The following is a 13,370-nucleotide window of genomic DNA, read 5'->3' on the forward strand; positions in this document are numbered from 1 at the left end:
CCACCGGCGGCACCGGCGAGGCCGCGTACGCCGATACCTCCGTCGACAAGGACCGCGTGCCCGGCGATCGGGCCGCTCCGGGCACGGGAGGCGAGCAGCACATGGGGCTCAGGCTGCTCCGGAGGTGACCGCGGAGAGCGTCGCGGGGGTGGGGCCGTCGGGGCGGACGGTGATGCCGTGTACGGCGTTCGTGGGGGTGGAGTGGAAGGTCGGGGTGTGGGCCGGCAGCAGGTGTTCGAGGAGGACGGTCGATTCGCGGAGCGCGAATTGCAGGCCGAGGCAGGCGCGGGGGCCGATACCGAAAGGGAAGTAGGCGCCCGGGCGGGTGGGGCGGCCCTGCGGGGTGGTGAAGCGGCGGGGTTCGAAACGCTCGGGGTCCGGCCAGAGTTCCGGGTCGCGGTGCGTCAGGTAGGGGCAGACCAGGATGTCGGTGCCCGCCTCGATGGCGTAGCCGGCGAGGGTGTCGTCCTGGCCGGCATGGCGCGGCAGGATCCAGGCGGACGGGTAGAACCGGAGCGTCTCGTGGACCAGGGCCTGGATGGCCTGACGGCGTTGCGCGGAGCCCTCGTCACCGGCGGCGAGAGCCTGTTCGCGGGTGGCGGGATACCGGTCGAGGAGCAGATAGAGCCAGGTCAGGGTGGTGGCGGTGGTCTCGTGCCCGGCCGCGAGCAGGGTGACGAACTCGTCGCGGATCAGCCGGTCGGTGTACTCGGGCCGCTCGGTGGCGGCGTCGGTCAGGACGTGCAGCAGGCCCGGACCGTCGGGGCCCGCCGCCCCGCTGCGAGCGGCCTCGACGGCGTGCCGGACGACCGCGTCGATCCGGTCGAGATCGGCGGCGACGGCGTCCCGGGCGTCGGTGGCGTCGGCGGGCAGGGTCGGAAGGGCGGCCCCCACGGCTTCCACCGCTGACAGTTCGCGCTGGGTCTCGTCGTCGAGGGGGTGTCCGGTGAGGGAGCGCCAGATGGCGTCCAGGGCGAAGCGGTGCATCTCCTGGCCGACGTCGAAGGTCTGCCCGGTGCGGGCGTACGCGCGCCAGCGTTCCGCGGTGGTCCGGGCGGCCTCGGTGATCCGCTGCTCGTAGCGGCGCATACCGGTACCGGTGAACTGGGACTGCAGCAACCGGCGTTGCCCCTTCCACGCCGCGCCGGTGGCGGCCATGACCCCGTCGCCGATCAGGAGACGGGCGCGGTGGGAGCGCTTGACGTACCGCTCCGGCCGGCGGGCGAGGACGTGCTGGACCGCCTCGGGGTCGGTGACGAGAACGGTGGGCAGGGGCCCGAGGCGGAACGCCGCGACACCGCCGAGCCGTTCGCGCACCCGCGTCAGCAGGGCGACCAGCTCGCCTCCCTCCGACCGCCACCGCTCCACCAGCCCTGGATCGGCCTCGGGGACCGGGCGCGCCGCCCCGGGCACGTACGGAAGAGATCCGAGACCGGCTTCGGTGTCCATGTGTCTTCCCCCTGTTCGACCGCCCGGTCGGCCAGTCGGCCAGTCGGCCATGAGCCGAGCACTACAGCACGGACTGTACGGGAATCGGCACATTCGGTGACAGTCGATCGCGGCGCGCAGGGCCCGAGCGGGTGTGGTGACGCCCGTCCGGCTCGGTGGTGCCGCACCGTTGTCGCGGCGGGAAATTCGGTCGCGCCCCGTGAGGCGAGCCGTCAGCTTCCGGCTGAGCGCCGTGAGCTACGAGGCGCGAGGGCGGAGGGAGCCGTAGGTGGAGACCGCAGGCGTGCGGACCGACCGTTTGGGCTTACCGCTCGACCAGTTCGACCAGGCCAGGGAGATGGCCCAGGTGCGGCTGACGGGGCTGGGCGACGACGAGTACCTGTGGGAGCCGGTGCCCGGTTGCTGGTCGATCCGGCGCCGGGGCGAGGCGACGACGCCCAGGGCGTTCGGGCCGGGCGGGTGGGTGGGTGCTCGACCTGGGCGCCCCGGACATCCCGGCGAGCGAGTACGCCGAGGTCGCCCGGCAGGCCGCCGACGGCATGAGCGTCGCCCGGATCGCCGACGACTGGAGGGTGAGTGTGGAGCGGGTCGAGCAGGTCCTCGCCCACACCGGTGTGCCGGAGCCCGACAGGACGCCGGTCACGGCCATCGCGTGGCGGCTGGCGCACCTGCACGTCCAGTTCGCGGGCGGTTGGGAGTGGACCTTCGGTGAACGGCGGCAGGATCCCGAAGCTGTCGGTCGACTTCACCCCGTCCGCCGCCTCCGCACTCGAACGGTTCTGGCCGCTGGTCGACCGCTGGCGCGACAGCGTCGCCGCCGTCACCGACGAGCAACTCGACACGGTCGGCTTCTCGCAGTACCCGTACGGCTCCGCCCCCGACGACCCGTTCGCCGCCGTCCTGGCAGGAGCCAACCTCGAGTTCATCCACCACATGGCCGAGATCGCCCTGCTCCGCGACCTGTGGCGGGCCCGTTTCACAGCTGCCGGGTGAGTTTGGCCCTTCGCGTCGATCGTGTGGTCAGTGCCTGATGCGAGGATCCCCGCCCAGCCGGGCAGGGAGATCCCCGTGGGCACCTGGGGCACCTGGGGCACCTGGGGCACCTGGGGCACCGACCCCTTCGGCAACGCCACGGCCGCGGACTTCGCCGACGCACTCGACGCCACCGGGCCGGAGGGGCGAGAGGCCCTGATCCGCGGCGTCCTCACCCGCACCGTCGACGCCACCGGCCACCTCGGGGAAGCGGACGATGCGGTGGCCGCCGCTCTGCTCGCGGCGCAATACCCGGGCGGCGAACCGGCCGAGACGCCTTACGGCCCCGCCTCGGACCGGGTCGACCCGGACGACTCGAAGCAGTGGCGGGCGATGCTCAACCGCCTTCGCACGGTCCTCGCGCCACCGCCGTCCTCCCTCGCCGGGGAAGCGGCGCGATCGCGATCGTGAACTACATCGCATACCCGGGGTTCAGGTTGCGGACGGGGGTGGTGCACATGTTCGGATGAGACGATGCGCTCCCCCCACCGCACAGATCCGCATCAGTACGGCCACGACCGCTCCGACACGCCCCGCAATCCGTACGACGAACTCGGCACTCTCGACGACGGCCCGCTGGAAGTGACCTCTCTTGAGGAGTTCTTCGACGAGGACACCGCCGAGCGGAGGGACGAGCCGGAGCAGGAGCCGGAGTGGACGCCGCCCGTCCATCGCCGGGGCGGCCGGCGTCGGCGTGGCCGTTTCGCCGGGCTGCCGCTCGCGGTGAAGGCGGTCGTGGGCCTGGTCGTCCTCGCCTCCTTCGTGGCCCTCGGCGACCGCTGGGCACTGCTGTACGCCGAACACGAGGCCGCTGACACCCTGGAGGACCGGCTGGACCTGGCCGCGGCGCCCGAGGTGGAGATCGGCGGCTTCCCCTTCCTCACCCAACTCGCGGGCAAGCGGCTGGACTCCGTGCGGGTGACCGTGCCGGACGTGGCCGCCGACCGCGTGTCGCTGGCGAAGGTGTCGGCCACGGCCCATGACATACGACTGGACGCCGACGGCCTCACCTCCGTACGCGGCGCCCGCGTCCCCCGGCTCGACGGCGACGTCCTGCTGTCCTTCGCCGACCTCAACCGCGAACTCGGCGCGTCCCAGGTGACGTTCACCGGCGACGGTCGTGACCGGGTCCGGGCGCGCGGCACCCTGCCGGTCGCCGGGCGCGATCTGCGGCTGCGCGCCGAGGCCACGATCCAGCGGCAGGGCGAGCGGGGCATCGCCACCCGGATCGGCGGGATGCGCCTGGACATCGGGGACCTGGCCACGTACCGCCCCGGCACGCGCGCCTCGGACGGCCTGCACCTGACGCCGCAGGCCTCCGCCGACCTCGCCCGGGAGACCCGTAAGGCGAAGGCGCTGCTGTCGGTCCCGGCGATCGTGCGGAGGCTGGGGGTGTCCGACGCGGCCGCGCGCGAGGCGTTGAGCGACGACGGCGAACTCGCCGAACTGACCGGCTCTCCGCGCTTCGCCCGCCAGGCCCAGAGCCTCAACCTCATCGACCTGGCCCTGGACAACCCCGCGGTGCTGCGCGGTCTGGGCCTCGACCCCGACCTCCTCGACGCCCTGTCCCGGCTCACCCGACCCGTCCTCGCCGACCGGCTGTCCCTGTCCTTCGAACTGCCGGAGCCGGAGCACGGGACCATGCGGCTGCGGGACGTCCGCGTCGAGGAGGACGGCATCCGAGTGCGGCTCACGGGTTCGGAGTTGGCCGTGGGCAGCTCGTGATCCTGTGTTCTTGATGAAATTTGGTGTGCAGATGTGTTGACCTCTGTTCGAGATCTCTTCTAGTTTGCGGAAGCCAAAGAGCCGCCGACCTGCGCCTCGAGGTTTCGCGGACGCAACTGCCCTGAAAGGGATCTGGTGCCACGAAAGAACCATCGCGGGACAGCCTGCCTCGCGGCGTCGCTGGCCGGTGTCACGGCATTCGGCGGAGTCCTCGGCTCCCCCGCGTCCGCCGCTCCCGCAGCCGCCGCCCGCCACGCCTCGCCGCCGCCCGTCAGCGACTTCCGCGGCGTCAACTGGGCCGACCCACGCGACAACTACGCCGACGACGCGGTCGTGCCCTCGGGCCTGTCCACCTCCGACAGTTACGCCACGACCTACGCCAAGTCCCGGGCGATCATCGGCGGGTTCTCCCAGCTCGGCGCCAACACGGTCCGCCTCCCGGTCAACCCCACGTCCGTGAACGGCCCGTTCTGGACGTCGTACCGAGGCGCGATCGACGCCGCCACCGCCAAGGGTTTCAAGGTCATCCTGGGGTACTGGGAGGCCGACAACACCAAGGACGGCAAGATCGACGACCAGGCCTCCTGGGACCGGATGTGGGCGCGGATCACCTCCGCCTACGGCCACAACTCCAAGGTGTACTTCGAGCCGATGAACGAGCCGTTCGGCTACACCTCCGAGGAGTGGCGCGACGTGGCCGCGCGTTGGCTGACCACGCACCGGTCCATCCCCCGCGACCGGGTCCTCATCGGCGGCATCAAGTACAGCGAGGACGTCAAGCCGGTCTGCGCCGACAGCCGGCTCGACGGCACCCGGATCGCCCTGCACAACTATGGCTTCTGGCACACCGACTGGACCAGCGTCGAGCAGTGGAAGGCGGACTTCAAGGAGCGCATCGGCACCTGCGCCTCGCGGACCGTCCTCGACGAGTTCGGCGCCTCCATGACCACCGGCCTGAACTACAACGGTCCCGTCAACGGCTCCAACGAGGTCGCCTACATCCAGGCCGCGACCGACACCATCCGGGAGCTGGGCCTCGGTTCGGTCTACTGGCCCGGCCTGCGCAACGGTGACACCTACTCCCTCACCATCCTCCAGGGCACGGGCACCCGCCTCAGCCTGAAGGTGAACAACCAGAGCGGGCTCGACCGCCTGCACTGGGCCTGGAAGAAGTAGCGGCGCCACGACAGCCGCAGGCCCCTTCCGGGTCCGACGCCACAGCGCGACCGGACCCGGAAGGGGCCTGCGGGCCTGACGTCCGAGCGGAACGCGTGACAACGGACCACGGTCCGGGGAAGCGCTCGTCCCGTCTCGGTCGGCCTGGGTCTGGGATGCAAAGTGCCTTCCCACAACGCAGTTGACGGCATGTGACCATCCCGCGCTCCGCTATGCTCAGCCCCGTTCGAACGAATGACGACCGACCGAACGAGCGACGACCGGCGGACATCCCGTCCTCCGGGAGGAAACGTGGGCGAACACGTGATATCCGGAGACGGCGACGACCAGACGGCGACGCGTTCGCAGCGCGGCTCGGAACGGCTGATCGCCGGTCGGTATCTTCTCCAGGAGGTCCTCGGCAGGGGCGGCATGGGCACGGTCTGGCGCGCCCAAGACCAGTTGCTGGACCGCCCGGTCGCCGCCAAGGAACTGCACACCCTCACCCACGGCGACGACGAGCACCGCATACGGATGCGCCGGGCGATCCGTGAGGCGCGTGCGGTCGCCCGGGTACCGCACCCTCATGTGGTCGGCGTCCACGACCTGGTCGAGGCGGAGGACCGGCTGTGGATCGTCATGGAACTCGTCGAGGGCCCCTCGCTGGCCCACCACCTCGCCGAAAGCGGACCGCTCACTCCTCAGCACACGGCCGTCCTTGGGATGCAGCTGCTGGACGCGCTGGAAGCCGTGCACGCGGCCGGCGCCCTGCACCGTGACGTCAAACCCGCCAACGTCCTGCTGCGCCGAGATGGCAACGCCGTCCTCACCGACTTCGGCATCGCGGCCCTCGACGACGGCGAGTTCCTGACCAGCACCGGCCAACTGGTCGGCTCCCTCGAGTACATGGCGCCCGAGCGGGTGACGGGGGCGGAGAGCGGCCCGGCCTCCGACCTGTGGTCGCTGGGCGCGACCCTCGCCATGGTCTGCGGCGGTCGGTCCCCGTTCCGCGGACCGAGCGGGCCCGCGACGCTGCACGCGGTGGCCTACGAGGAACCCGTCCTGCCGGAGCGGCTCGGCCCGCTGCGGCCGGTCGTCGAGGCGCTGCTGCGCAAGTCCCCCGACGAGCGCCCTTCGGCGGCCGGTGCGCGTTCCGCACTGCGGCGCGTCGCGGCGGGCGGGACGGAGGCCGGGCCGCTGCCCTCGGCGACCGTACGCGTCCCTCCGCCTCCGTCCCCGTTGGCCGACGTCGACACCGTGACCAGCGGCCATGAGCGGCTCGTGCGGGCCGGGCAGACCGTACCGACGGCGGGGCACACCGGGTCACCCGCCCCCTCACCTCATCGGTCGCCGCGTCCGGCGGGGCGCAGGCCGCTGTGGTGGGCGTTGGCCGGCACGGCGGTAGTGGCGGCGGGCGCCGTGGGGGGTCTGTTCCTGACCGGAGTGTTGCCGTTCAAGGAGGATCCGACGACGACGGCCGTCAGCCACGTCGTGCAGTCGGCGACCGGCTGGCAGCCCGTGGCCGGGGTCACCGTCCGGCGGGGCGACCGGGTCACCGTGCGCTTCGTCTCGGGCGAGTGGACGGCGGACCACCGGAACATGCCCATGACCGGGCCGGCCGGCTACGACGCGCTGCTGGACGGCGCGAAGGACTGCAAGGTCAAGGCCGCAGCGCCGTTCGGCACTCTGCTGACGGTCCTCGCGGGCGGCAAGAAGTTCCCCGTCCACGTCGTCGGCCGCAAAACGACCTTCAAGGCCAGCGGAAACGGCACTCTGCAACTGGGCATGAACGACGCCGCCGGAGCCTGCTCCGAGGACAACAGGGGCACGCTGACCGTGAAGGTGAGCATCACGCACCCGAGTTGACGGGTACGGCCCGGTCGTCGTGGGACTCCCGGATCGGCCGGGTCATGGCAGCAGCCCCGCCCGCCGTGCCGCGGTGACGGCTTCGAAGCGGGTCGTGGTGCCGAGTTTGCGCATGACCGAGCGCAGATAGCCCTTCACGGTCTCCAGGCCGATGTCGAGCCGGTCGGAGATGCCGAGGTTGGTGCAGCCCGCGGCGACCGCGGTGAGCACGTCGAGTTCGCGTGGCGACAGCCGCGCCGGATTCTCCGGGGACGCCCGCTCGGGCCCCTCGGAGCAACAGCCCTGTTCCAGCAGGGAACACACCTCGTGGAAGCGGTCCTTGAGGTGGCCGTCCTCAAGTGTCGCGGCGAGGTCCAGCAGGTCGGCGTGGGCCTCGTGGACGCGTTCCAGGGCCGCGCCGTCACGGGGCGCGGTGTTGTCGCGTACGGCCCGGGCCTCCGAGAGCAGCCGGTGGACCTGTTCGTGGGAGGCGAGGAACTGCTCCAGGTCGCGCGCCGCCTGCGTCATCGCTGTCAGTACCCGGTCGCCGAGACGCACCGCGTCACGCGATCCCACGAAGAGAACGGCTCGGACGGCGGTCCCCACGATCACGGGTGCGGCCGCCATCGCCCGCACCCCCTCGGCCGCGACGAAGGAGTCGTACTCATGGCTGATCCGCCGAGCAGACCGGTAGTCGCTCACCGCCGCCGGCCGACCGGTCGTCAGCACCTTGCCGATCAGTCCGGCCCCCGCCGGCACGGACAGCCCCCGGCGGTCCGGTGATCTCACCCCGCTCGTCTCGCTGATCCGCAACTGCCGCGGACCGACGACCCAGGCCGCCCCGGCGACGGGCATCCCGCTCTCCCTGCGCAGGGCCAGAACGGCGGCACGGGTGGCCGCTGCCTCTTCACTGTCTTCCGCCGGTAGCACGACCGGGTCGTCTCCCTACCTGACCGGCAGCGGGGACGCGCTGCCACAGCCGACTCCCCCGTCGTCAGAAGAACAGTTCTGCAAGCGACTGGATCGCGTCAAGAGCGCCCAGGTGGAACATAATTGACGGAACATCATCTCTTACGGGGGTGACACGTGCCCGCATGACCGGTCCCCGCACATCACCCTCAGACGGGGGTAGCTGGGCGGCCTGGTTTGTCTCATGGTGGTGCTCTCAGCTCCACGAGGACGTATACGAGACCGCGCTCGATGGCAGCAGCCGCAGTACCAGCACCACTCCCGCACGACGCCCGTGCTTGTCCCGGGCAGGGGGCGCAATCTCACCCCCGGGCAGATCGAGGAACCGCATGACAGTGACATCACCCCCCACTTCGGACGACGACCGCCAAGTGAAGCGTGGCATCACGGCGTTACGGGACACCGCCGGGGTGGACCTCGCCTTCGGCGGTGTCGTGGTCAGGGGCCGGCACGCGCAACTGACCGAGTTCACGGGCAACTCCACCAACGCCCTGTCCGGGCTGACCCTCGGATTCGGCATGGGGCTCGGCGGCAAGGTGGTGGCCCTGCACCGCCCCATCGCCGTCAACGACTACGCGAACTCCAAGCAGATCAGCCACCATTACGACCTCATGGTCGCCGCGGAGGGCATTCACGCCGTCGTGGCGGCGCCCGTGGTGGTGAACAGGACGGTGCGGGCGGTCATGTACGGCGCGGTCCGCCGTTCCGTGGCACTGGGCGACCGGACGGTCGACGCGGTCATGGGGGCCGCCCGGGATCTGGAACAGAACATGGCGGTGCGGGACGAGGTGCTGCGCCGTCTCGACGCCCTGAACGAGCCCACGGAGGGCGCCGGGCCGCCGGATTCCCCCGTGGCCCCCCGATGGGAGACGATTCGCGAGGCATACGCGGAGCTGCGGATCCTCGCCCAGCAGCTCACCGACGACGACCTGCGCGACCGGGTCGCCGGTGTGTGCGACACGCTGGCCGGCGCCGGGGCTCCGGCCCCTCGGTACCTGAGCGCCCTCTCCAGCCTCTCGTCACGGGAACTCGATGTGCTGTCGTGCGTCGCGCTGGGACGGACCAACGCCGACGTGGCGGATGAACTCGGCCTTCGGGCCGAGACGGTGAAGAGCTATCTGCGCAGCGCCATGCGCAGGTTGGGCTGCCACTCACGGATGGAGACCGTCGTGGCGGCCCGCCGCCTGGGGCTGCTGCCCTGAGCATCGCGGCGGCGGGTTCTCCTGGTGCCGGGCCCGACCGACGCTCCTCGCCACGCTCCGAAGCCGCCCGGCAGTCGCCGGGCGGCTTCGCCGTACGCGGGCCCCAACGGCCCGTCCCAGGGCGACGGTTCAGGAGGTGAGGGCTTCCTTTCGGAGGCGCTCCAGGACGGCGAGCCGGTCTTCGTTCTCGATGCGCGCGGTGGCGGTGCGCTCGGGATAGCAGCGCATGAACATGTTGGTGAAGTGCGTGCCGTAGTGGATGAACTCGTCCGCCCCGCCCGCTTCCAGCGGTCGAGCGACAGCCTGGAAGGACGGCTCGTGGAAGTACGCGATGGTGTACCGCTCGCGGTCGGCCAGACGCACCTTGTGCGGCGTGGCGAGGAGGGTTCCGCCGGTGATGAACTGCATGATGTCACCGGGGAAGACCGTGAACACCGCGGGGACCGGAGTGACGAAGGTCCAGGGCTCCTCGTTCTCGTACCGCCCGGCCATGGACTCGTCGGGCAGCCAGTTGCGTCCGCGCGTCTCGCCCGGTACCGGGGGGCGGATGTAGAGGCCGCCCACGTCGTCCTGGACCGCGATGACCAGCAGACCGTAGTCGGTGTGGGAGCCGATGCCCCGCTCGGAGGTGGCGTCCGCCCGAGGGAAGCGCAGGACCCGCATGTGGTGCCAGCCGTCCTCGGTGAGCTTCGTGAAGTGCTCGATGTCGTCCAGGCCGAGGCCCAGCGCGACCAGTCGGAGCAGTCGCTCGCCGATGTCGCCCACGGCACCCGTGTAGTCCTTCATGGCCGCGGCGTACTGCTCGGACGGCCAGGGCGCCGGGCCGTGGCAGGGCCACCTGTCCATGACGCGGGCGTCGTCCTCGGGGATGTCGGGGCAGACGGTGAAGATCTCCGAGCCGTCCTTCTCCCCGGCCGTCTCCTCCTCCCCGGACGCGACGTACCCGCTGTAGGTGAGGTCGGACACGTGCCCGGCCTTCTCCTTGAACGGGCGGCCGAAGAAGCCCCGGGAGGCGTCGAGGGCCCGCTCGGTGACAGCTTCCTGATCCGGGGTGGCCCGCACCTGGAAGATGCCGTCGGCCTGCCAGGCGGCGATCAGTGCCTGGCCGAGTGCCTGGTCCGTGTCACTGCCGTCAACCGTCGAGGGCAGTACGAAGGTCTGCAGTTCTGTCATGCCGTTCACCCTGAACCGGACGCACATAATCCACTACCCCCGTCTGAGGGGGCCGTCCAGCAGCGTGGTGCCGAGTCCGGATGGCCTAACTCTCGACGAGCCGGGCCAGGTTCGCCAGTGCCATGCGTGTGCCTGTCTCGTTGTCGGCGGCGGGCACGGCGTCGGGGATCCCTTCGTGCACGACGAGGACCTCGGTACCCCCGTCCGCGTCGGTGAGCGTGGTGGTCATCGTCATCGTGCCGCGCAGCGCGGGATCCTCGGTCTCGAACTCGAGGACTTCGACCACCTCCTCGTCCGGCACGAGCCTCGCGAAGTGGCCGTGGTACGTGTCGGTGTGGGACGCGGACTTGCCGGTGCCGGTCGGCGCGTCGTAGGTCAGGGAGACACGGAACCTCCCTCCTTCACGGGCGTCGAACTCGTGCACATGGCTGCTCATGCCGGCCGGAACCCGCCATCGCGCGATCGCGTCCGCGTCGACCAGCGCCCGGTACACGGCCGCACGGGAGGCGTTCACCTGTCGGGAGACCCGCGTCGAGTACATGGGGCCAACCTAGCCTGCGGGCTCACTGTCGTTCGGACAGCGCCCGCAGCCGGTACTCGCTGGGTGAGACGCCGTGGGCGGTGCGGAAGGCGCGGGTGAAGTCGGAGGCGCGGGGCATGCCCCAGCGGGCGGCGACGACATGGATCGGCGTGGTGCGCAGGGAGGGGTCCGCCAGGTCGCGGCTCGCACCCTCCAGGCGCCGGGCTCGGATCCAGGCGGCGACCGTTTCGCCCTGCGTCTGCTGCTGGAAGATGCGGTGGAGGTAGCTGAGGGAGATGTGGTGCGCGGCGGCGACCACCGGTGGCGTCAGTTCCGGGTCGTGCAGGTTCTGCCGGATGAACGCCCGGATGCGTTGTGTCAGCGCATGCAGGCGGGTTTCCGGGGACAGGGCGGCCTCGGCCTCCAGGACGTGGGCGGACCAGGCCGCCAGCAGATCGAGCAGGACCGTGCCCAGACGTGGCGCGTCGGACGGCTGAAGGAATTCGGCCTGCCGCTCCAGGCCGGTGAGGAAGTCCGCCAGCAGGGCGCCCAGGCCCTCCCGCCCCGACAGTCCTCGGCACAGCAACTCCCGGACCCGGTGCGGCGGAAGCGGCAACAGTGCCTTGGGGAAGTCGACACCCACGCCCCGGATGAGGCCGGCCCCCCGGCCGTCCGCCGACCGGACGTCGTAGGGCCGTGAGCTGTCGGCCAGGTGCAGGTCGCGGGGGCCGAACGTCTCGTACCGGCCGGCGTGATCGAGGGTCAGGCCCCCGTCGAGCAGCAGCGTCAGGTGGTACAGCTCAGGATCGGACCGGCGCACCATCCGCTGGTTGCGCCAATAGCGGGTGGGCAGGAACGACGCCGGCCACACGGTCACCGGACCCAGCTCCATCAGCCGCAACTCCGCCCGGAAGTCGGCGGAGTGGGTGCTGATCACCTCGCTCGTCCGTGTCCCGCCGATCAGTTCTCGCCAGTAGTCGAATCTGTCCCCCGCAGGCACGTCCTCGCTGCGGAACACGGTCCCGATCATTGCGTCCCATCTCCGATGTCCCCGTCGGGCATTCGCGCCGACATCCTTACATGCGGAGATTTCCGCGGTTCCGGCGCATCCGCCCGGTGCAAGAGGCGAAGGGGCAGGTCCATGGGCATCGGCCCTGCCTCGGCGTTCCCCCTACGATCAGCGCATGAGCGTCTGGAAGCAGGGCCTGGACGGCGCGGGTGTCCGGGAGCCGGGGTTGCGGAGGGACTACGACAGGCAGCGGGACTTGGTGGCGCGTTCCCGGCGCACCTCGTACCTCGCGGCTCGGCTGTTGCTGCCTCGACGGGTGTTGCCCCACGTCGTGGCGGCGACGGCGGTGATGCACCACGGGGACGACCTCCTGGACACCGGCCCGAAACCGCAGCGGGCCTCGGCGTGGGCGTCGTGGGAGCAGGAGGTACGCAAAGCGCTGGACACGGGGCTGAGCGACGATCCGTTGATCCGCGCACTGGTGCACACCACGGGGACGTATCCGCGGCTGCGGGAGGCTGTGGAGGAGTACCTGTCCACCGCCACAGCCGAGTTGGAGTTCACCGGCTTCGCCACCGAGGCCGACTACCAGGCCTATGTGGACGCCTATTCGCTGCCCGCGTTCATGCTGGTCGCGTCGTTGCTGGGTCCGGAGGACGACGACGGACGGTTCCGCGCGGGCTGCCGAACCCTCATCGAGGGCAGTCAGCGGCTGGACTTCGTCAACGACCTGGCCGAGGACCTCCCGGAAGGCCGCCTGGGCATCCCGACGGAGACACTGGAACGCTTCTCGGTCACGGTGGAGGACCTGGCGGAGGGCCGGGAGTCGGCAGGCGTACGGGAGTTGGTGCAGGATCAGGTCGAGGCGGCCCGCGTCTCCCTCAGCGCGGCCTGCGCTCTGCCCGTTCTCACGGACGGCCCCAGCGGAGTGCTGCTGGACGCCGTCATCAGGATCGAGCTGTTGACGGCGAACGCGGCACTCAGGCGTGGTGCCCGGCTGCTGCGCGGCTCCGCGTCCCCACCGGCGGCGGGAACGCTGCGGGTGCTGCTGGGTGCGCGCCGAAGGGCTCGCGGGGAACGACGCTGAGCGGTCAGGTCACGGGGGCGCCGAGAGGGCGGGAGACCAGGGGTGGGGCGGATGAGTGAGGAAGACCGGATCCAGCGGGCCTAGACGGCGTACGAGCGTGCTTTTCTTCGCCGAGGACGCGGGTGGACCGGACACCGCCGAGGGGGATCACGGGCTTAAGCGGCGGCGGGGTCCGCTCGACCGGATACCAAGGTAGGACTTCCG

11 protein-coding genes and 1 pseudogene are annotated in these 13,370 nt (G+C 71.1%); 7 read left to right on the top strand and 5 right to left on the bottom strand.

Annotation, left to right across the window (positions count from 1 at the left end):
• Positions 1-108 precede the first annotated feature (108 nt).
• Positions 109-1,449 carry a cytochrome P450 gene (locus OG202_RS01635; RefSeq protein ID WP_328222193.1) on the bottom strand — a complete coding sequence of 447 codons (1,341 nt, stop codon included), beginning with the start codon at positions 1,447-1,449 and terminating at the stop codon, positions 109-111.
• A gap of 268 nt (positions 1,450-1,717) precedes the next feature.
• Here OG202_RS01635 and OG202_RS01640 point away from each other — a divergent pair.
• From OG202_RS01640 to OG202_RS01660, 5 genes and pseudogenes are all read left to right on the top strand, one after another.
• Positions 1,718-2,442 (top strand): annotated as a pseudogene (locus OG202_RS01640) (DinB family protein).
• 30 nt (positions 2,443-2,472) lie between these two features.
• Positions 2,473-2,892 (top strand): DUF4259 domain-containing protein, encoded by a 420-nt coding sequence (locus tag OG202_RS01645; RefSeq protein WP_328222194.1) that lies wholly within the window; start codon positions 2,473-2,475, stop codon positions 2,890-2,892.
• 63 nt (positions 2,893-2,955) lie between these two features.
• Positions 2,956-4,206, top strand: a complete 1,251-nt coding sequence (locus tag OG202_RS01650; protein WP_328222195.1) for an LmeA family phospholipid-binding protein — start codon at positions 2,956-2,958, stop codon at positions 4,204-4,206.
• Positions 4,207-4,341: 135 nt separating this feature from the next.
• Positions 4,342-5,382 (top strand): glycoside hydrolase family 5 protein, encoded by a 1,041-nt coding sequence (locus OG202_RS01655; RefSeq protein ID WP_328222196.1) that lies wholly within the window; start codon positions 4,342-4,344, stop codon positions 5,380-5,382.
• Between the two features lie 291 nt (positions 5,383-5,673).
• Positions 5,674-7,227 (top strand): serine/threonine-protein kinase, encoded by a 1,554-nt coding sequence (locus tag OG202_RS01660; RefSeq protein WP_328222197.1) that lies wholly within the window; start codon positions 5,674-5,676, stop codon positions 7,225-7,227.
• Between the two features lie 42 nt (positions 7,228-7,269).
• On the opposite strand, the gene OG202_RS01665 is transcribed toward OG202_RS01660, so the two are convergent.
• Positions 7,270-8,136, bottom strand: coding sequence for a LuxR C-terminal-related transcriptional regulator (locus OG202_RS01665; protein ID WP_328222198.1), 867 nt, complete (start codon positions 8,134-8,136; stop codon positions 7,270-7,272).
• Between the two features lie 368 nt (positions 8,137-8,504).
• On the opposite strand from OG202_RS01665, the gene OG202_RS01670 reads away from it, so the two are divergent.
• Positions 8,505-9,377, top strand: a complete 873-nt coding sequence (locus tag OG202_RS01670; RefSeq protein ID WP_328222199.1) for a helix-turn-helix transcriptional regulator — start codon at positions 8,505-8,507, stop codon at positions 9,375-9,377.
• 129 nt (positions 9,378-9,506) lie between these two features.
• Here the strand turns inward: OG202_RS01670 and OG202_RS01675 are convergent, their stop codons facing one another.
• The 3 genes from OG202_RS01675 to OG202_RS01685 all read right to left on the bottom strand — a co-directional run bounded on the left by OG202_RS01675 (position 9,507) and on the right by OG202_RS01685 (position 12,100).
• Entirely contained in the window at positions 9,507-10,550 is a 1,044-nt protein-coding gene (locus tag OG202_RS01675; protein ID WP_328222200.1) for a 2-oxoglutarate and iron-dependent oxygenase domain-containing protein, read from the bottom strand.
• 85 nt (positions 10,551-10,635) lie between these two features.
• The gene (locus tag OG202_RS01680; RefSeq protein ID WP_326573498.1) at positions 10,636-11,091 is read right to left on the bottom strand and encodes an SRPBCC domain-containing protein; all 456 of its coding nucleotides are present in this window, start codon (positions 11,089-11,091) and stop codon (positions 10,636-10,638) included.
• 22 nt (positions 11,092-11,113) lie between these two features.
• On the bottom strand, positions 11,114-12,100 hold the full coding sequence (locus OG202_RS01685) for a helix-turn-helix transcriptional regulator (protein ID WP_326573500.1): 987 nt from the start codon (positions 12,098-12,100) through the stop codon (positions 11,114-11,116).
• A 154-nt stretch (positions 12,101-12,254) separates the two neighbouring features.
• Here OG202_RS01685 and OG202_RS01690 point away from each other — a divergent pair, with 154 nt between their 5' ends.
• Positions 12,255-13,166 carry a squalene/phytoene synthase family protein gene (locus OG202_RS01690; protein ID WP_326573502.1) on the top strand — a complete coding sequence of 304 codons (912 nt, stop codon included), beginning with the start codon at positions 12,255-12,257 and terminating at the stop codon, positions 13,164-13,166.
• The last annotated feature ends 204 nt before the right edge of the window (positions 13,167-13,370 follow it).

It is taken from the genome of Streptomyces sp. NBC_00310, assembly GCF_036208085.1.
GTDB lineage: Bacteria > Actinomycetota > Actinomycetes > Streptomycetales > Streptomycetaceae > Streptomyces.